The following is a 19,678-nucleotide window of genomic DNA, read 5'->3' on the forward strand; positions in this document are numbered from 1 at the left end:
GAGCCGGGCCCGCAACACAGAGCGCAGCGCGAGAAGACAGCGCAAGCTTGCGGGCCCGGCTCAAAGTGATAGGCCTCAATCAGGCGACGGGATGACCACCCAGCGGCCCACCTCGAGAAGGTGAGACGGCCGCGGTTCTCGGTCATCCCGGAGCCTGCCCGTCCGGCGAGGACAGCTTTTGCTCTTTTGCCGCGGCAGAAAGACTCTGCCGCGGCAGGGCGGGTCCGACCTCCCCCGCCCCTCCGGTAGGAGTCTCAGCCGCCGCCCGCGTTTGTCAAGGCGGGAAAGCGTGCCTTGACAAACCCGATCGTCGGCTGAAGGGAAGGCTGGGATGAGGGGCGGGGGAGGTCTGGTGACGTCGTTGGCCGGCTTGCGTTGCCGGCTGGCGGCCGGGCAGGGACTGTGGACAGGGACTGTGGACAGCGCCTGGAAGGCCGCCGATTTGTCGGTGCCCTCCGCTAGCGTGGAAATCGGGGGCTGCTCAGCTCGCCCTCGCACGAACCTTGCCTCGTGGTCGGCCGGCCGCGGTCAGTCCGAGTTGGCCAAGTGGGCCAAGGCCACCCGCAGCAGCTGCCGGGCCTCAGGCGGCAGCCCCGCCAGTTTGCGCTCCTCCACCTCGCGGATCGCGGCCCGGACCGCCGCGTGCCGACGGGTTCCCTCCGGTGTCAGGCGGACCACACGGGCGCGGCGGTCGGCCGGGTCCGGGTCGCGGGCCACCAGGCCCTCCACTTCGAGTGCGTCCAACAACGCGATCAAGCGGGTCTTGTCGTAGCGGATCTGCTGGGCCAGCACCAGCTGGCTCGGCGCCGCTCCGGCGGCCAGCGCCGACAGCACGACGTACTGCCACATCGAGAGACCGTGCCGCTCCAGCACCGGCCGCTCGGCCTCGGCCAGGACGCGGCCCGCGCCGGCGCAGAGGGCTCCGAGATCGTCGTCCTCGTTCACCCGCAGAATTTTACGCGTGGACAGATCGTACGCAGCTGCGTATCGTTTTTAGCATGACACTGACTACACCAGGACGGGCCGAAACCCGCACCATCTCCGTCGCCGCCCCGCCCGCGCGGGTCGTCGAATACCTGGCCGATCCGCGGCACATCCCCGAGTGGGCGCCGGGGTTCGCCAGCGCGGTCGACCACGACCACGACGACATCTGGCGCGTCCAAACCGAAGGCGGTCCACAGCGGGTCGCCGTGCGGGTCGCGGCCGACCACGGTGTCGTCGACGTCGTCAGCGCCGACGCCCCGCACCTCGGCCTGTTCACCCGTGTGGTGCCGAACCTGACCGGCGCCGAACTGATCTTCAGCCTGTTCTTCCCCGACGGCACCGACCCGGCGGCGGTCGACGCGCAGATGGTGGTCGTCGGGGAAGAACTGCGGGCTGTACGCGATCGCGTCGAGTCCGGGCGCTAGCCCGCCGCGCAGAGGACGCCGTTGAGGGTGAACGCCGTCGGCAGGATGTTCGGCCCGCTGTAGTCGGCCGTGAACCCGACGTCCACCCCCGCCGCCGGCGGGGCCGACGACGAGACCGTCACCGTCGTGCCGTTCTGCGCCCAGGTGCCGTTCCAGCCGCCGGTGAGCCGCTGCCGCGCGGTCGGCCAGCCGAACGTCAGGGTCCAGTCCCCCACCACCCCGGTGCCGGTGACGTGGATGGCGCCGACGAAGCCGCTCGCCCAGTCGGTGGTGTCGGTCAGCCGGACCGTGCAGCTGCTCGCCGCCGGCGCGCCGGTCGTGAACGTCAACGGCGGGGAGGCCGCGGACACGTTCCCGGCCGTGTCCCGCGCCAGCACGTTGACCGTGTACCGGCTGCCCGGCACGAGGTTCGCGACGTCGAGCGACGTCCCGGTCGTCTCGCCCCACTGCTCACTCACCGCGCCCACCTGCCGGTAGACCTCGTACTTCGCGATCGGGTGCGCGCCGGGCGCGGCCGCGGGCCAGCTGATCGTCGCGGTCCGGTCGGTCGCCGTGCCGGCCGGCTGCCCGGGTGTGCCGGGCCCGCCGGCCGCGGTGGCCGCGGGGTGCAGCACCACCGTGGTGAGCGAATACGGCGGCAACGTCTGGGAAGTGCTCGTGCCGGTCGTGGCGCTGCTGATCGCCGTCGCGCCGTTGGTGAAGGTGAACACCTGCGGCGCGGCGGCCGCCGGGGTGTAGCCCGCGTAGTCCAGGGTCACCGTCCTGGCCTGGTCGGGGTCCTTGTTGAGCAGCAGCACGGCGAGGTCGCCGTTCGGCCGCCGGACGGCGTGGGCGCCGACGAGCGGGTCGTCCGCGGCGGCCCGGACGTACTGGTCACCCGGGCGTGCGAAGGTGCTCAGCATCTTCAGCCCGTAGTAGGGCGCGAACGGGGTGTTGAGCGCGGGCTCGCAGGCGCCGTCCTCGAGGCAGGTCGCGCTGGAGAGCAGGCCGGAGTCGCCGTAGTCCGGATAACCGGCCACAGTGGACAGTTTCGTCCCGCCGTTGTGCGTGTCCCACCAGTCGACGGTGAACACGCCGTTCTCCAGCAGCGAGCTGTAGGTGTCGGCGGCGAACAGGGCGCCGGGCTGGGTGTCCATGCCGACCGGCGTGTTGGTTTCGGTCATCGAGATGCCGATCCGGCCGGAGTTCGCGCCCGCGTACCGCGTGATCTGCTCGCGCGCCAGGTAGATCATGTCGGTGATCTGCTCCGGCTTGGTGAGGGCTTCCGCCGCCGTCGAACCGGTGGGATACCAGTGCAGGATGACGAAGTCGATGTGCGGGCCCGCGATCGACAGCACGGTCTGGTTCCAGGTGGCCGTGTCCCCGGCGCCGACGATGCCGTCCGGCCAGTTCGCCGGGGTCGTCAGCACGGCCCCGATCTTGACGCCCGGGTCGGCGGCCTTCATCGCGTCGGCGTAGGCGACCACCCCGTTGGCGTAGGCGGTGGGGCTCTTGTCCGCGTGGTTGTCGGCTTCCCAGTTCGCCCCGTAGTGCCCGTTCCCGTAGAGCTCGTTGCCGATTTCCCAGTACTTGACGCCGTAACCCTTGGTCACGTTGGCGTACCGCACCCAGTCCGCGGCTTCCGCCGGCGTGCCGGTGCCGTAGTTGGCGATGATGATCGGCTGGGCCCCGGCTCTGTGCACGCCGCCCATGAAGGTGTCGAAATCGGTGTTCGGCGCCACGTACCCGCCCGGCGCGGTGTTGTCCTTCCAGTGGTAGATGTCCCCGTAGGAACCACCGGGGTACCGCATCGTCCGGACACCGGCGGCGCCGAACAGGTCGGCCACCTGGTCGGTGCCCAGCTGGCTGTCCCAGACCGCGTGGTTGATGCCGATCCCGGTGTCCGGCACGGTGGCCAGCCCGGCTCGGGCGTTGACGGTGACGGTCGCCGCGGGCGTGGTCGCCGCCCCGGCGGTCCCGGCTGCCGGCACCGCCGCGGCGAGCACGGCGATCACCGGCCACGCTGCCCAGCGCAGACGTCGAGCTGTCATGAAGGTCCATCCTCACTCGTCGGGCACGAACGGATGACTGGGAGCGCTCTCAGGAGAGAACCACCGGGAAAGCCCGAAGTCAACGGAAGTCGCGTGAGGGGCCGGTTCGCATCGAAAGATCGAGGTTTTCGATGCGGTCGGCTACGAGCGTGACGACGCCTTCGGCGGCTTGCACCTGCCCGCGGACGAGCAGGGCGGCGCTCGTGCGGGCGACCAGCCGCTGCCGCTGCCAGAGGCCCGGCGAGACGAGGACGTTGGCCATGCCCGTCTCGTCTTCGAGGTTGAGGAAGGTGATCCCACCGGCCGTCGCGGGGCGTTGCCGGTGGGTGACCGCGCCGCCGACCCACACGCGCGTTCCGTCCTCCGTCCGCATGAGCTCGGCGACCGTGATCGCGCCGCGGCGGTCCAGGAGCGAGCGCAGGTACTCCACCGGGTGGCTGTCCGGGGAGACGCTCGTGGCCCACAGGTCCGCCGCCGTCACCTCCAGCCGGGTCATCCCCGGCAGCGCGGGCGCGTCGAGGCCCGGGGCGAGGCCGGGCAGGTGCCCGGGCCGGGTCGCCGCGGCCGCACCGGCGGCCCACAGGTCCTGCCGCCGGTCGCCGCCGAATCCGCTGAACGCGCCCGCCGTCGCCAGGGCCTCGGCGACGTTCTTCTTCAGCGGCACCCGGCGGGTCAGGTCGCCGATGCTCGTGTACGGGCCGTGCGCATCCCGTTCGGCGACAAGGAGATCGGCGACGTCGTCGCCGAGGTGGCGAACCGCGGCGAGGCCGAGCCGGAGCGCGACGCCGCCGGTGCTCCCGGCGTCCGGCTCGAGGGTGGCGCCGGCGAGGCTCGCGTTGATGTCGGGCTCGCGGATGTGCACGCCGTGTCGGCGGGCGTCGGCGACCAGGGACTGCGGGCTGTAGAAGCCCATCGGCTGGGCGCGCAGCAGCCCGGCGCAGAACGCGGCCGGGTAGTAGCGCTTGAACCACGCCGACGCGTACACCAGCAGCGCGAAGGACATCGAGTGCGCTTCGGGGAAGCCGTACCCGGAAAAGGCGTGGATCTGTTCGAAGATCCGGGTGGCGAGCTCGCGGTCGAGTCCGTTCGCGGCGCAGCCGGCGAAGAACCGCGTCATCAAGGCCTTCATCTTGGCGCTCGACCGCTTCGCGCCCATGGCGCGCCGCAGCTGGTCGGCCTCGGCGGCGGTGAACGAGGCGATGTCGACCGCCATCTGCATCACTTGCTCCTGGAACAGCGGCACCCCGAGGGTGCGGTCCAGGGACGCGGCCAGCAGCGGGTGGGCGTGTTCCCATTCCTCGTCACCGCGGCGACGGCGGATGTAGGGGTGCACCGAGCCGCCCTGGATCGGGCCGGGGCGGATCAGGGCGACTTCGACGACGAGGTCGTAGAACTTCCGGGGCCGCAGCCGCGGCAGCGTCGCCAGCTGGGCGCGCGATTCCACCTGGAACACGCCGACCGCGTCCGCCGCGCAGAGCATGTCGTACACCGCCGGGTCGGCGAGGTCCAGCCTGCCGATGTCTACAGTGGATCCATGGTGGTCGGCGACGAGGTCGATCATGTGGTGCAGCGCCGAAAGCATGCCGAGGCCGAGCAGGTCGAACTTGACCAGCCCGACGGCGGCGCAGTCGTCCTTGTCCCACTGCAGGACACTGCGGTCCTTCATGGACGCCCACTCGACCGGGACCACTTCGGACACCGGCTGCTTCGAGAGCACCATGCCGCCGGAGTGGATGCCGAGGTGGCGCGGGAAGTCCTCGATCCGCGCCGCCAGCTCGAGGACGTCGTCCGGGATCGCGCCGGCCGCCTGCTGCTTCGTGGCGGCGACCCCGCCCCAGCGATCCACGAGCTTGCCGTAGGCGTCCTGCTGCCCGGGGCTGTGGCCGAGCGCCTTCGCGGCGTCGCGGATCGCCGAGGGCGCCCGGTAGGTGATGACGTTGGCGACCTGGGCGGCGTGGAACCGGCCGTGCTTTTCGTAGACGTACTGGATGGCTTCCTCGCGGCGGCCGGACTCGATGTCGACGTCGATGTCGGGCGGCCCGTCCCGCTCCGGCGCGAGGAACCGTTCGAACAGCAGGTTCCACTTCACCGGGTCGGCGTGGCAGATCTCCAGCGCGTAGCAGACCGCGGAGTTCGCGGCCGAACCACGGCCCTGGCAGAGGATGCCGGCTTCCCGGCAGAACCGGACGATGTCCCAGACGACGAGGAAGTAGCCGGGGAAACCGAGCTTCTCGATGACGGCGAGTTCGTGGTCGAGCTGGGCGTAGGCCTTCGGGTTCTCGTCCCGCGGCCCGTAGCGCTTCGCCGCGCCCCGCCGGGTCAGCTCGGTCAGGAACGACATCTCGTCGTGCCCGGCGGGAACGGGGAACGGCGGCAGGTCCGGCGCGACGAGGTTCAGGTCGAAGGCCACTTCGACACCCAGGACGGCGGCCCGGCCGACGGCGCCCGGGTAGCGGCGTTCGAAGCGGCGCCGCTGCTCCATCCCGGACCGCAGGAACGCCTGCCCCGACGGCGGCCGCCACCCTTCGAGGTCCTCGGCCGACCGCCGGGCCCGGACGGCGGCCACCGCGTCCGCCACGACGGCGTCTTCGGGGCGGGCGTAGTGCACGTTGCCGGACACGACCGTCGGCAGCCGGAGGTCCTTGGCCAGCGCGGCGAGGAGGTCGTTGGCGGCGTCGTCGCGGGGCTGCCGGTGGTCGATCAGCTCGACGGCGACGTGCGACCGCCCGAAGCGGTCCACGAGCCGCGCGAGCTCGGCGTGCGCGGCGGCCGGGCCGCGCTCGGCCAGCGCCCGCCGCACCCCGCCCTTGCGGCAGCCGGTGAGCACGACGACGTGCCCGGCCAGCTCGTCGGCCAGCTCGTCGAAGTCGTAGACGGGCCGCCCCTTTTCCCCGCCGGCGAGCTGGGCGCGGGAGATGACGCGGCACAGCCGGTGGTAACCGGTCTGCTGCCGGGCGATCACCAGGAGGTGCGACCCGGCCGGATCGGGCACCCCGGCCTGTGGCGCGGGCAGCCCGAGCGAGAGCTCGGCCCCGAACCCGACCCGCACCCCGAGCTCCCGCGCGGCGTCGTTGAACCGCACGGCACCGTACATGCCGTCGTGGTCGGTGAGGACGAGCGCGTCGAGCTCGAGCCGCGCGGCCTCCTCGACGAGGGTCTCGGGGTGGCTGGCGCCGTCGAGGAAGCTGAAGTTGGAGTGGACGTGCAGCTCGGCGTAGGGCGCGCGGATCCGGTCCCCGCCGTCGTCCCGCCCGCGCCGGTTCCGGAGGTCTTCGGGCGCGCCGGCATAGCCTTCGCGTTTGCGCGACCACGCCGGGGCGTCGTTGCCGTCCCCGGGAACGGGCGGCCGCCCGGAGGCGATCCGCTCCACTTCGGACCACGGCACGCTCGGATTGTTGAACGCCAACACCAGCTCCCACCACGTTCGCTGTGGGGAAGCCAGCGACTACTGTTCGAACACACGATCGACTACTGTGGACCGATCCTGCGACGCGCACGCCGCCGATGTCAACCGGGACCGGCCACAAGCGACAGTCGTCACCCCAGCCGTGCGGCGCGGGTCAGCAGGTGGCGCCGTTCGGGTTCGCTGGTGGTGCGCCGGGCCGCCGCTCGGTAGCCGGCGCGCGCCGCTTCGTGGTCGCCCGCCATATCCAGCAGGTGGGCCCGCACGGACAGAAGGTGGTGGGATGCGGAGAGTCGCTCGTCCGCGGAGAGGGCGTCGAGCAGGGCCAGCCCGGCCTCGGGTCCGTGGACCTCGGCCACCGCCACCGCCCGGTTGAGCGTCACCGCCGGGTTGGGGGCCACGCGCTCCAGCACCGTGTAGAGGGCCAGGATCTGCCGCCAGTCGGTGGCTCCGGCGGTGGGTGCCTCGTCGTGGACGGCGGCGATCGCGGCCTGGAGCTGGTACGGGCCGATCGGGCCACTCGACAGGGCCCCGGTCACGAGGGCCACGCCCTCGGCGATGGCCCCGGTGTCCCAGAGCGTCCGGTCCTGCTCGCTCAGCGGCACGAGCGACCCGTCCGGGGCGGTGCGGGCCGGGCGGCGGGCGTCGGTCAGCAGCAGCAGGGCCAGGAGCCCGGCCACCTCGCCGTCGCCGGGGACGAGCCGGTGTAGCTCGCGGGCCAGCCGGATGGCCTCGGCCGTCAGCTCGGCCCGCACCAGCCGCGCCCCCGACGTGGCCGTGTAGCCCTCGTTGAAGACGAGGTAGACGACGTGGAGCACGACGCCGAGCCGAGCCGCCTGTTCGGCGGGCGGCGGCAGCTCGAAGCCGGCTCCGGCCGCCTTGATGCGGTGCTTGGCCCGGCTGATGCGCTGGGCCATGGTCGCCTCGGGCACCAGGAAGGCCCGGGCGATCTCGGCGGTCGACAGGCCGCCGACGGCCCGCAGGGTCAGCGCGACCTGCGAAGACGGCGTGAGCGCCGGGTGGCAGCACAGGAACAGCAGCGTGAGGGTGTCGTCATCGGCCTCGACATCGCCGGCGGGAGGAGGCGTGCGGAGGGCGTCCGCCTCCTCCCGCCGGCGGCGGGCGGCGTCGCCGCGCACCTGGTCGGCGAGGCGGCGCGACGCCACCGTCACCAGCCAGGCCCGCGGGTTCTCCGGCCACCCCGCCACCGGCCACTGGGCCGCGGCCGCCGCCAGCGCTTCCTGGACGGCGTCCTCGCAGGCGTCGAACAGCCCGTAGCGGCGCACCAGCACGCCGAGCACCTCCGGGACCAGCCGCCGGACGGCCTGCCAGCCGGTCACGGCCCGACGTTCGCCTCGTGCATCAGCGGCCGCACCTCGACCCCCCAGTAGCGCGCCGACGGGGCGCGGGCCGCGATCTCCAAGGCCCGGTCCAGGCCGTCGCAGTCGACGATCATGAAGCTGCCCAGGAACTCCTTGGCTTCGGCGTAGGGACCGTCGGTCACCACCGGCGTCCCGCCGGTGACCCGGACCATCTTGGTGTTCTCCTCGTCGGCGACGCCGTAGGCGCCGACCAGCTCGCCCGACTCGAACAGCTCCTGGTTGAGCGCGTCGGTCTCGCGGATGAGCTCGGCGAGGGCCTCCGCGCCGATCGACGTGAAAGCTTCCTCGTTGCCGTAGATCAGCAGCATGTACTTCATGGCGCGGTCCTCTCTCACTGCCCGGTCTTGGCCGGTCCGACCAGGTCGCCGCTGGCCCCACGGTCGTCCAGCACCAGTTTCGACCGCCCGGTGACGGTATAGCGGAGGTGGGTGACGCCGGGCGCGTCGACGACCCGGGCCGGGACCAGCTCGATGCCGTCGTCCGGGCCGAGGCCGAGCCCGGGGCCGAACAGGCGCTGGCCCTCCCCCAGCAGCACCGGCGCGATGTGCAGCTCGAGCTGGTCGAGCAGCCCGGCGGCGAGCACCTGGCGCAGCAGCTCCCCGCCACCGGCCACCGCCACGTCCTTGCCGCCGGCGGCGGCCCGGGCCAGCTCGACGGCCCGCCCGGGTCCTTCGGTGACGAAGGTGAAGGACGTGCCACCCTGCCGCTCGAGGACCTCCCGGGGCCGGTGGGTGACGACGAACACCGGCGCGCGGAACGGCGGCTCGTCGCCCCACGGGACCTCGCCGGCGTCGAACATGCGCCGGCCCATGACGTAGGCCCCGGCCGCGGCGAACGTCTCCTCGATGATCTGCGAGTCGATCGACTGCTCGCCGCCGGCGAAGCCCTGCCGCTCGCGCCAGGCCGTGGCGTCGACGGCCCAGCGGGTGACCCGGAAGAAGCCGGGCGCTTCGGGCCCCCGCATCCAGCCACGCATGTCCTGGTTGCCCCGCGGATCCCGCGGGCCGGTGTAAAAGCCGTCGAGGGACACCGACATCTGGGCGGTCACCTTGGTCATCGTTCGTGCTCCACTCGTGGGGGCGGCCCGTTCGGCCGCCGATACCCCCAGTCGGAGCCGGCCGCGCATTCTCGACACGCGCCGGGGAAAAAAATCCGGGGAGACCGTCACCAGGTGCGGAGGCAGGTGATCCAGTAGTCGCCGTCGGTGTCCCGCGCGACACCGTGGGTTTCGCTCGGGAAACCCGGGAAGTGCCGGTCGAAGTCCTCCAGCGCCCGCAGGTACCGCAGCGTCGGCTCGTCGTGAGCACCGGCGTTCTCGCCCGGCATGAGGACCGGGATGCCCGGCGGGGTGGTGACGACCTGGGTGGCGACCGTCCGGTGGGCGAGCTCGGCGAGGCGGACCGGCTCGGTGCCGCCGCGCAGCAGGCGCTGGTAGGTCTGCGCCGGGGTGAGCTCCGGGCGCGGTGGGTGGGTGAACGCCGCGTCGAGCAGCGGGATGAGGTCGCTCTCGCGCAGGTGAGCGTGCATCCGGTCGCACAGGTCACGCAGGGTCAGCTCGCCGTAGGCGGCCGGGTGGGCCGCGACCAGGGCGGGCAGGACGTCGGCGAGGCGCGCGCCGGTGTCGTAGAGCGCCTTGAAGTCGAGGAGGCCGTCGACGAGCGTGCCCCACTTGCCCTTGGTGATGCCCATCGAGAAGAGGATCAAGCAGGTGTACGCGTCGGTCTTCTCGACGACGATGCGCCGGGTCTCGAGGTAGGCGGTGAGGATCCGCGCCGGGATGCCCTGCTCCGCCACGGTGCCCGCGGCGTCGGTGCCCGGGCAGGTGACGCTGACCTTGACCGGGTCGAGCAGGCAGTACCCCTCCTCCAGGCCGGGGAAGCCGTGCCAGGCCGCCCCCGGTTCGAGGCTCCAGCAGGCGGGCTCGGTGCGCAGCAGGTCCAGCGGGGCGTCCGCGAACGGGTACCGCTGCCCGGTTTCCGGGTCACCGACCTCGTCCGGCTGCCACGTGCCGAAGAACCAGGCGGGCCGGTCGCCGGCGGCGGCGATCCGGCGGCCGATGCGGGCCACCGCCTGCCGGAACCGGATGGCTTCGGTGACGGCCTCGTCGACCAGCCACCGGCCGCCAGGCCCGTCCATCATGCCGGCGGCGACGTCGAGCCCGGCGATCATCGGGTACAGCGGGGACGTGGTCGCGTGCATCATGAACGTCTCGTTGAACTGCCGGTGCTCGACCGGCGACCGGGGCGCGTTCTTGACGTGCAGCATCGCGCTCTGCGACATCGCGGCGAGCAGCTTGTGGGTGGACTGGGTGCTGAACACGGTGGGCCGGAGGGTGTCGGGCACCGCGTCGCTGTCGACGGCCATGCCGTAGCGGCGGGCGTAGAGCGGGTGGAACCGGGCGTAGGCGAACCACGCCTCGTCCAGGTGCAGCCGCGGCACGCTGGCCCCCAGCAGCTCGGCGACGCGGACGGCGTCGTAGCACAGGCCGTCGTAGGTCGAGTTGGTGATGACCGCGTACACCGGCTCCGGCGCGGCGGCCTCGGCCGCGAGCGGGCTGCTCGGCACGAGTCCGGCGACCGCTTCGCGGGTGAGCGCGGCGGGCGGGATCGGGCCCATCAGCCCGTAGCCGTTGCGCGTGGGCACGAGGTAGACCGGGCGGCCGCCGGTCAGCGTCAGCCCGTGGTAGATCGCCTTGTGGCAGTTGCGGTCGACGAGCACCAGCTCGTCGGTGGCGATGCTGGCGTGCAGGGCGATGCGGTCACCGGTGGAATCGCCGTGCAGCACGAAGTACGTCAGATCCGCGCCGAAGATCCGGGCGGCGTTGCGCTCGGCGTCGCCGATCGGCCCGGTGTGCTCGAACAGCGAGCCGAGCTCCGCCACGGAAATCGAGAGGTCGGTGCGGAACAGCCGTTCGCCGTAGTAGTCGAACAGCGCCCGCCCGACCGGCGATTTCAGGAAAGCCACCCCGCCGGCGTGGGCCGGCGTGTGCCAGGAGTATTCGTGGGTGTCGTCGAACCGGCGGAGTTCCCGGAAGAACGGCGGCAGTATTTCGTCCCGGTACCGGCGGGCGGCCACGCCGATCCGGCCGGCGATGAACCCCGGCGTGTCCTCGAGCAGCCACACGTACCCGCAGATCACTTCGGACACCCACAGCGGCAGGTCGTCCACCGCCGTCGAAGTGGTCACCAGGAACACCGGCAGCCGGGTGAACCGCCCGACCAGCGCTTTCAGCACGGCTTCGGCGGCCGCGTCGCTGTCACCCAGGTCCCAGCTGACGAGGGCGGCGGTGAGATCGGCCCGGCTCTGCACGAGGGCCAGCGCGTCGTCGCCGGTGCCGGCGCGCACGACGTCGTGGCCGCCTTCGGCGAGGTGCTCGCAGATCCGCGTCAACTGGTCATCGGGCACCGACCCCGGCGGAATTCCGGTCAACGCCAGCAGAACCGTCGAACCGGCCACGTCGATGTCCTTTCCGGAGATCCTTTCGGTTATAGACGTTGATCCGGGAGTACGTCGATCGGCCGGAAGTCTGACACTTCTTTCTCTTTCGGGGAATTCGCCGCCGAATGGTGGCTTTCGGTAGCGTCTCGTCACCCTTTCGGGATTAGTCGTAGCAGCCTTCGACCGTCCACTGTGGATCGTCTCCGACGGTGGCCCGGAGCAGGAGCGCGATGTCCCCGTCTTCCGCGGTGTCGCCCTCCAGCACCACCTGGATGCGGGCGAGGGGCCGCTCGCCGCGGCGGCCGGGCAGGGCCGGGTGCACGACCCAGGGGCCCGCCGAGCCGATGACCCGGCGCGGCGCGCCCCCGGCGACGGCGACCGTCGACGGCGGGTAGCCGAGTTCGCCGCGCGTGGTGCAGCGGACGACGTCGCCGACCGCGTCGAGGACCTCGGCCGGCACCGGGCGGGGCGGCACCACCGTCGGCGAGGGCGCGGGCAGCCGTCCCGGCCACGGCCGGTCCGCGGCCAGGGGCCGGCGCGGCTCGCCCCACGGGATGAGCCGGACGCGTTCGGCCGGGCCGCGGCCGCCGTCCAGCAGCGGGGTGACGACCGCGTCCGGGCCCAGCAGGCCCTGGATGCGGACCAGGGCGCGGCCGGCGCGTTCGGCGGCGTCGGCGTCGCGGCCCACCGAGCCGAGCTGCAGCTGCAGCGCTTGGCCGCCGACGACCTCTTCGGGGTCGAGGCGCAGCCGGACGATGCCGGCGGTGGGCCGGTCCCGGGCGGTGAGCCAGCCTTCGCACTGCCACCGCACGCGATCGGCCGTCGCGCGGGCGGTGAGAGGCTCGGCGCAGCGCCAGACGCGTACGCGTTCTTCGCCGGCTTCGGTGACGGCGACGATGGCCAGGCGCGTGCAGGCGAGGCCGTGGTTCGCGAGCCCGGCGAAGAAGCGCTCGCCGAGGGTTTTCGCGACGAAGGCGGCTTCGTCGATTCTTCGCAGGGGTTCGTCGAAGGTTTCGGTGACCGCGAGGTCCGGCGGGAGGGCGCGGCGCAGCGGCGGGCGTTCGGAGAGGCCCCGCGCGAGGCGGTGGGCGGTGATGGCGTCCTTCGGGAAGCGGCCGGCGACGTCGCGTTCGGTCAGCGCGCCGAACGCACCGAGGGTGCGCAGGCCGAGCCGCTTGAGCAGGTCGACGAGCTCCCCGCGGTCGTCACCGGGCTGGTTCAGCTCGGCGATCGAGAGCGGCGCGAGGAATTCGGGCGCCCGCCCACGCGGAACGAGCGCCGATCGGCGGGCGGCGAGGGTGGCGGCGAACAGCCCGTCGGCGATCCCGACCTGGCATTCGACCCCGGCCCGGGCGGCGACTTCGTCGATGAGCAGCTCGGCGAGGGCGGCCTCCCCGCCGAAGTACCCGGCGGCCCCGTCGACGGGCACGGCGACCAGCCCGGGCCGCACGACTTCGACCCCGACGGCCTGCGCTTCGACGGCGGCGGCCACGGGTTCGAACAGCCGCGCATCACGATCGGGATCGTGCTGGTGCACCACGAGCCCGGGACACCGCGACTGCGCATCCCGCCGCCGCATCCCCCGCCCGACGCCCTGGTGCCGCGCGGAAGCGGAGCAGGCCACCACGCGATTGCCGGAGAAAACGGCGGCGGCGGCGGTGGGAGCGGTCCCGGCAGCAGCCCCGGCGGCGACGACCGGCCAGTCCGGGCACCACAGCACGAGCAACCGTGGCGCATCGCTCATCCGGCAACCAGCGCGACGAGCAATCTCGGTGAACCGCTCACCCCGCGACCGGCCACCGGCGCCGATCCAGCCGACACGAGCGACTTCGCCACCGCGCTCGGGCAGCGAGCCCGCCCACCACCGCACCGGCCAAGCGGCTTCGGCGCGGCACTGATCCCGCGCCTCGACCGGCCGGCCACCGACCTCATCCGGCGCCCCCGGCCGAGCACCGACCCAGCCGGCGCGAGCAGCCTCGGCACCGCACTCATCCCGCACCCGAGCCAGCCCAAACCCGGCCGAAAACCCCAGCCCGAAACCCCCGGCACCCACACCCGCTCAGCCGAGGTCACCCGGCCACCTCGACCAGCCGCCGCCCCCGTAAGCCGCCGCCGGCCACCGCTCCCTCCGGGCCCGGTCCCCGACGCCGCGCTCGGGCAGCGAGCCCGCCCACCACCACACCGGCCAAGGGGCTTCGGCGCGGCACTGATCCCGCGCCTCGACCGGCCGGCCACCGACCTCATCCGGCGCCCCCGGCCGAGCACCGACCCAGCCGGCGCGAGCAGCCTCGCCCCCGCGCTCATCCCGCGCCTCGACCGGCCACCGCTGCCGATCCCAGCCGGCCACCCCAGCCGACCACCGACCCAGCCGGCGCGAGCAGCCTCGCCACCGCGCGCATCCCACACCCGACCGGCCACCGCCACCAGCCGGACACGAGCAGCCTCGCCACCGCGCCTCGACCGGCCACCGCCACCAACCTCACCCGGCGCCCCCGGCCGACCACCGACCCGGCCAGCCCGAGCAGCCTCGGCACCGCGCTCATCCCGCGCCTCGACCGGCCGCCGACACCCGGCACCCCCGGCCGAGCACCGACCCAGCCGGCGCGAGCAGCCTCGGCACCGCACTCATCCCGCACCCGAGCCAGCCCAAACCCGGCCGAAAACCCCAGCCCGAAACCCCCGGCACCCACACCCGCTCAGCCGAGGTCACCCGGCCACCTCGACCAGCCGCCGCCCCCGTAAGTCGCCGCCGGCCACCGCTCCCTCCGGGCCCGGCAGCAGCAACCCCACCGACGACGGCCGCGCCGCCGCGCCTCGGCCGCGGCTGGTCGCCACTACGTCGCGGGCGCGCAAGTGGCCGTGGCCGTCCTGCGTCAAGCCGTGCCAGCGGCGGCCCGACACCCTCAGCTCCAGGTCGGCTCCCGGCCAGGCGCCCGCCGTCAGCAGGACCGCTCCCCGGCTGCGGACCCGGCCCGCCAGCCGGCGGGCCGTCTGGTCCGACACCGGTGCCGGGCCGAGGACCACCAGATCGAACCCGTCGACCAGCGCCGACAACACCGCCACCAGCTCCGCGCCCGGGTCCGGCACCAGCGCGAGGCGCTCCAGGTCGACGCCGAGTTCCGCGGCCGCGGCCAGGCCCAGCTCCGGCAGGCCGGTCACCGCCGCCCAGGAGCCGTCGCGGGTGGCCGCCGCGAGGAGGGCCAGTACCAGCGATGTCCCTCCGCGCACCGCGACCGTGCTGCCGCGCCGCAGGCCGCCGCCGGGGAGCAGGCGGGCCAGCTCGGGCAGCACCGTCAGCAGCTCACCCGGCCCCGCGTCCGGCTCACGCAGCTGCGCGGCCGTGCGCACCCCGGGGATGGCCGTGAGCGCCTCCGGCACCGCCACCGCTCACCTCCAGCACCACGTACTCGTACCGGAGACACCCGCGTCAGGAAGCCACAGGCGAACCCAGAACAATCATCGAACACTTGTTCGCATAGTGCGAGACGAGCAGCCCCGCTGTCAAGCCGGGCGCGGCATCGGGGGGAGGACGCCACTGACGTACCGCATGTCGCCCATGCGCAGGTCGTCGTCCTCCAGGGGGGCGAGACCGTGGGCCGCGAGCAGCTCCCGCACGGTGCTCCCGGTCAGCTCCCAGCCACGGGCGGCCAGGTAGGGCGCCGCTTCGTTGCGTTCACCGAAATAGCGCAGCTTGGCCATGTCCGTGTCGAAGCTGTGCTCGCGCCAGCGTCCGGAGAGCCGGTCCAGGCCGGCCTTCGTTTTGGCCTCGTCGCCCGGTCGCGGGTTGGGCCGGTTCTCGGTGGCCACCCGGCTGCCCGGCGCGCTGAGTCCGGTGATGGTGTCGAGCAGCCGGTCCTGCGCCTCGGGCGGCAGGTAGCCGAGCAGGCCTTCGGCGCTCCACGCGGTCGGCCGCGCCGAGTCGAAGCCGGCGGCGCGCAGGGCGGCGGGCCAGTCCTCGCGCAGGTCGGCCGCCACCACCCGCCGGTCGGCGGTGGGCTCGGCCCCCAGCCCGGCCAGGGTGCGGGTCTTGAATTCGAGGACCTCCGGCCGGTCGACCTCGTACACGACGGTCCCGGCGGGCCACGGCAGCCGGTAGGCCCGCGAATCCAGGCCCGAGGCCAGGATCACGGCCTGCGGGAGACCCGCCGCGCGGAAGAACTCGTCGTAGAACTTCGTCCGCACCTTGGCGACGTCGATCCACACCGGCTCGACCAGGTCGCCGGGCGCCGCTTCGCCGCTCGCCAGCCGGGTGAGGAGGTCGACGCCGACCGCCCGGACGAGCGGTTCGGCGAACCGGTCGTCGATGAGCGCCGGATCCGCGCGGGTCGCCATCGCCCGCGCCGCGGCGGCCATCGTGGCGGTCGCGCCGACGCTGGAGGCCAGGTCCCAGGTGTCGCCGTCATGCCTGCTCGAAGCCATGCGCTCCCCCGTCTTCCGGTGGCCGCGGCCCGACCACCCGGCTCATGATCCACGCGTGCGTGCCGAGCTGCCGCCCCCGGGCGAACCCGAACTCTTCGAACAGCTCCACGGTGCCGGTGAACAGGAATCTCCCCGGCGCGTCCCGGCCGGCGGTCACCTCGGAGACGGCCTCGACTAGCCCGCCGCCGGCCTCCGCGATCAGGTCGAGCGCCCCGGCCAGTGCCGTGCGCGCGACGCCACGGCCCCGGTGCTTCTTGTCGACGAAGAAGCAAGTGATCCGCCAGTCCGGCCGCGGCGGCGCGTCCTTGTCGTAGGCCCGCCGGTGCTTGATCCCGGGCAGCTCACCGGGATCGCCTCCTTGAGCGTGCGGCGGACCGGGCCCCGCTGCCCGCGTTCCGGGTGGAACCCGAGGCACCAGCAGCCGCCGAAGACCCCGTCGTTCCGTTCGACGAGCTCCGCGAACGCAGCCCACGTCGAGGTGCCGAGGGGCCGGACGGTGTGCGCCATCCACGTGATTCTGCCCGATCCGCTGTGACGCGCGTCGCGGTCACACCCTCGTCCGCTGCCTCGTCCAGGAGGTGAAGCGAGAAAAGAGGACCGAATGCGCCAGATCCTGATCGTCGGCGGTGGTTACGCGGGCTTCTACGCCGCCTGGAAGCTCGAGAAGAAGCTGCGTCGCGAGGAGGCCGAAGTCACCCTCGTCGACCCGCGGCCCTACCTCACCTACCAGCCGTTCCTGCCCGAGGTCGTCGCCGGGTCGGTCGAGGCGCGGCACGCCGCCGTGTCGCTGCGGCGGCACCTGCGCCGCACCCGCGTCGTCGCCGGGAAGGTCACCGCCATCGACCACGCCCACCGCGTCGTCACCGTGCAGCCGGCCGACGGTGCAGCTTTCGAACGACGCTACGACCTGATCGCCGTCACCGCCGGTGCGGTCACCCGGACGCTGCCGGTGCCGGGCATCGCCGAGCAGGCCATCGGCCTCAAGCACGTCGAAGAGGCCGTCGCGATCCGGGACCGGCTGCTCACCGCCTTCGACCGGGCCGCCGCGCTGCCCGACGGCCCGCAGCGGCGGAAGCTGCTCACCGTCACCTTCGTCGGCGGCGGTTTCTCGGGCGTCGAGGGCTTCGGCGAACTCCTGTCGCTCGCGACCGCGCTGCTCGAGCACTACCCGGAACTGCACCGCGACGAACTCCGGTTCCACCTCGTCGAGGCGTCGGCCCGGATCCTGCCCGAGGTCACCGACCGGCCGGGCCGCTGGGTCGTGCGGGAGCTGGAACGCCGGGGCGGCCACATCCACCTGGACACCTTGGTGACGTCGGCGAAAAACGGTCACGTGACGCTCTCGACCGGCGAGGGGTTCGACTCCGAGCTGATCGTCTGGACCGCGGGCAACGGCGCCAACCCCGTCATCGGCCGGCACACCGACCTCCCGGTCGACGAACGCGGCTTCGTCGTCGTGCGGCCGGATTTGCGCGTCGAAGGTGTGGCCGACGCCTGGGCCGCCGGGGACGACGCCGCGGTGCCCGACCTCACTTCGCCGGTCCCGGGCACGCGGACCGTGCCCAACGCCCAGCACGCCTACCGGCAGGGAAAGCTGCTGGCCCGCAACATCATCGCGACGCTGCGCGGCCGGGAACCGAAGCCGTACGCGCACCACAGCCTGGGCGCCATCGCGACGCTCGGCCTGGGCCGCGGGATCTTCCAGTACAAGCGCCTGGTCCTCAAAGGACTTCCGGCGTGGCTGGTGCACCGCGGCTACCACGTGCTCGCCGTGCCCACCTGGGAACGCAAGGTCAGGGTGCTCGCGGTGTGGCTGACGCAGGCGCTGTTCGGCCGCGACATCCTCAGCCTGGCGTCGGTGCAGCACCCGCGAGAAGCCTTCGTGGCGGCGGGCCGCACCGTCGCCGGTGCGGCCCGCCCCATTCAAGATCAGCCCGCGAACGGGCTGGCGTCGATCGTGCAGGTCTTGCCCGCCGCGGGGAAGGTGCCCGAGATCAGGTAGTCCCGCTTGACCTTCTCGGTGCACGTGCTCGGCACGTACATCGACGAGTGCCCGTAGCCCTCGGTCACGAACACCCGCGCCCGCGCCAGTTCCGCGGCGCCGTCGCGAGCGCCGGGCAGCGGGGTGGACGGGTCGTAGTGGTTGTTCAGCACCAGGATCTCCGCCGACGTCGGGCGGTTCCACGGGCCCGTGTAGCGGTCGGTGTCCTTCGCCTTCCAGTACGCGCAGCTCATCATGTCCAGCACGGCGATCCGCCCGAAGTACGGCACGCGCTGGTCCTCGGACTCGGCGTAGCGGCTGTAGATCGCCGGGTCGGTGGGGACATCGCTGTCGGAGCACTGGATGGCGTTGAACGCTTCGGTCCGGTTCGAAACGTACTGCTCACCCTTGACAGCCGCCGAACGCAGAGCCGGCGTGGCAGGGGCGTCGTACAGGCGCTGCAGCAGCGCGGCGATGTCCGGCCAGCCCCGCGAGTCGGACAGGTCGGCCGCCGCGTTGATGATGCCCGAGTAGGTCCAGGTCTCGCCGTCGCTGACGATCGGGGCCTGCTTGGCGCGCGCTGTGAGCGCCGCCCACTTCGCCTTCGGGTCACCCGAGGAGAACGCGCACTTCGGGCCCGCTTCCGTGCACAGCCGCAGGAACTGCTCGAAGGTCTGCGCGATGCCGGTCGCGACGTCCTGGCGGGTGTCCAGCGGGACGCTCTTGCCGTTGCCGTTCTGCCCGGTCGAGTTGCCGGCGAAGTCCATGGTGCCGTCGAACACCATCGCCCGGATCCGGTTCGGGAACAGGTTCGCGTAGGTCGCGCCGAGCTGCGTTCCGTAGGAAATGCCGTGGTAGTTCAGCTTCGGGTCGCCGACCGCGCGGCGCAGCAGTTCCAGGTCACGGGCGGTGTTGGCGGTGGAGACGTGCTCCAGGATCGGGCCCGCCTTCGCCGAGCAGCGGTCGGCGAGCTCCTTCGACTTGGCGTAGAAGGCCGCGTTGCCGCTCGGGTCGCCCGGCATCTCCGGGAACGAGCCGAAGAAGTCCTGCTGCTCGGCCAGGGTGTCGAAGCACCGGACCGCCGTGCTGTTGGCGATCCCGCGCGGGTCCCACGAAACCAGGTCGAACCGCGCGCGCAGTTCGTCGGAGAACAGCCACGACCACTTGCCGCGCTCCCGCAGCCGCTGCAGGCCGGACGCGCCGGGCCCGCCGAAGTTGACGAACAGCGTGCCGATCCGGTGCGTGGGATCGGTGGCGGGCAGCTTGATCAGCGCCAGGTCGATCTTCGTGCCGGCCGGCCGGTCGTAGTCCAGCGGCACGGATGCCTTGCCGCACTGGAATCCGTCCGCGCAGTCCGTCCAGCTCAGCTGCGGCGTCGGCACCTTGTCGATCGAGGCCGGTGCCGCGGACGCGACCGCCGGTCCCGCCGAGACGGCCATCGAGACACCGAGCGCGACGACGACGCCGCGCACGATGCCTCCCCCAGAAAGTCGACGCACGAAAAGTCCCTTCGGAGAGGAAAACGATCACTTCGCCTCCACAGACGCCGCATCGGCGGCGAGGTTGACTCCGGCGGCCCAAAAAGATCACTGGCCTCACTGGTGCCACTTAGCTAT

General features: G+C 72.8%; 14 protein-coding genes. 2 read left to right on the forward strand and 12 right to left on the reverse strand.

Features of this window, described 5'->3' with window-relative positions:
• Positions 1 to 528: 528 nt before the first annotated feature.
• Complete coding sequence (locus AB0M30_RS18130; RefSeq protein WP_364585162.1) at positions 529 to 945, reverse strand: MarR family transcriptional regulator; 417 nt, start codon at positions 943 to 945, stop codon at positions 529 to 531.
• A 53-nt stretch (positions 946 to 998) separates the two neighbouring features.
• Between AB0M30_RS18130 and AB0M30_RS18135 the strand changes: the two genes are divergently transcribed.
• Positions 999 to 1,409 (forward strand): SRPBCC family protein, encoded by a 411-nt coding sequence (locus AB0M30_RS18135; protein ID WP_364585163.1) that lies wholly within the window; start codon positions 999 to 1,001, stop codon positions 1,407 to 1,409.
• On the opposite strand, the gene AB0M30_RS18140 is transcribed toward AB0M30_RS18135, so the two are convergent.
• The 10 genes from AB0M30_RS18140 to AB0M30_RS18185 all read right to left on the reverse strand — a co-directional run bounded on the left by AB0M30_RS18140 (position 1,406) and on the right by AB0M30_RS18185 (position 16,496).
• Positions 1,406 to 3,439 carry a cellulose binding domain-containing protein gene (locus AB0M30_RS18140; protein WP_364585164.1) on the reverse strand — a complete coding sequence of 678 codons (2,034 nt, stop codon included), beginning with the start codon at positions 3,437 to 3,439 and terminating at the stop codon, positions 1,406 to 1,408. The two genes, AB0M30_RS18135 and AB0M30_RS18140, sit on opposite strands and share 4 nt — an antisense overlap.
• Positions 3,440 to 3,518: 79 nt before the next feature.
• Positions 3,519 to 6,845 (reverse strand): error-prone DNA polymerase, encoded by a 3,327-nt coding sequence (locus tag AB0M30_RS18145; RefSeq protein WP_364585165.1) that lies wholly within the window; start codon positions 6,843 to 6,845, stop codon positions 3,519 to 3,521.
• 131 nt (positions 6,846 to 6,976) lie between these two features.
• Positions 6,977 to 8,182: a DUF6596 domain-containing protein gene (locus AB0M30_RS18150; protein WP_364585166.1), complete on the reverse strand. Its 1,206-nt coding sequence runs from the start codon at positions 8,180 to 8,182 to the stop codon at positions 6,977 to 6,979.
• Positions 8,179 to 8,541: a YciI family protein gene (locus AB0M30_RS18155; protein WP_103341150.1), complete on the reverse strand. Its 363-nt coding sequence runs from the start codon at positions 8,539 to 8,541 to the stop codon at positions 8,179 to 8,181. Before AB0M30_RS18155 ends, AB0M30_RS18150 begins: the two co-directional genes overlap by 4 nt.
• Before the next feature lie 14 nt (positions 8,542 to 8,555).
• Positions 8,556 to 9,281, reverse strand: a complete 726-nt coding sequence (locus AB0M30_RS18160; RefSeq protein ID WP_364585167.1) for a dihydrofolate reductase family protein — start codon at positions 9,279 to 9,281, stop codon at positions 8,556 to 8,558.
• A 107-nt stretch (positions 9,282 to 9,388) separates the two neighbouring features.
• Positions 9,389 to 11,680 (reverse strand): Orn/Lys/Arg decarboxylase N-terminal domain-containing protein, encoded by a 2,292-nt coding sequence (locus tag AB0M30_RS18165; protein WP_364585168.1) that lies wholly within the window; start codon positions 11,678 to 11,680, stop codon positions 9,389 to 9,391.
• A gap of 145 nt (positions 11,681 to 11,825) precedes the next feature.
• Positions 11,826 to 13,406 carry a DNA polymerase Y family protein gene (locus AB0M30_RS18170; protein ID WP_364585169.1) on the reverse strand — a complete coding sequence of 527 codons (1,581 nt, stop codon included), beginning with the start codon at positions 13,404 to 13,406 and terminating at the stop codon, positions 11,826 to 11,828.
• 962 nt (positions 13,407 to 14,368) lie between these two features.
• On the reverse strand, positions 14,369 to 15,046 hold the full coding sequence (locus tag AB0M30_RS18175) for a hypothetical protein (RefSeq protein WP_364585170.1): 678 nt from the start codon (positions 15,044 to 15,046) through the stop codon (positions 14,369 to 14,371).
• 117 nt (positions 15,047 to 15,163) lie between these two features.
• Entirely contained in the window at positions 15,164 to 16,081 is a 918-nt protein-coding gene (locus AB0M30_RS18180; RefSeq protein WP_364585171.1) for a class I SAM-dependent methyltransferase, read from the reverse strand.
• Positions 16,062 to 16,496 (reverse strand): GNAT family N-acetyltransferase, encoded by a 435-nt coding sequence (locus tag AB0M30_RS18185; RefSeq protein WP_364585172.1) that lies wholly within the window; start codon positions 16,494 to 16,496, stop codon positions 16,062 to 16,064. Before AB0M30_RS18185 ends, AB0M30_RS18180 begins: the two co-directional genes overlap by 20 nt.
• A gap of 186 nt (positions 16,497 to 16,682) precedes the next feature.
• Between AB0M30_RS18185 and AB0M30_RS18190 the strand changes: the two genes are divergently transcribed.
• On the forward strand, positions 16,683 to 18,083 hold the full coding sequence (locus AB0M30_RS18190; protein WP_364585173.1) for an FAD-dependent oxidoreductase: 1,401 nt from the start codon (positions 16,683 to 16,685) through the stop codon (positions 18,081 to 18,083).
• On the opposite strand, the gene AB0M30_RS18195 is transcribed toward AB0M30_RS18190, so the two are convergent.
• Positions 18,011 to 19,534 (reverse strand): alpha/beta fold hydrolase, encoded by a 1,524-nt coding sequence (locus tag AB0M30_RS18195; protein ID WP_364585342.1) that lies wholly within the window; start codon positions 19,532 to 19,534, stop codon positions 18,011 to 18,013. The genes AB0M30_RS18190 and AB0M30_RS18195 overlap by 73 nt on opposite strands.
• Between the last annotated feature and the right edge of the window lie 144 nt (positions 19,535 to 19,678).

It is taken from the genome of Amycolatopsis sp. NPDC051716 (genome assembly GCF_040681595.1).
Lineage (GTDB): Bacteria > Actinomycetota > Actinomycetes > Mycobacteriales > Pseudonocardiaceae > Amycolatopsis.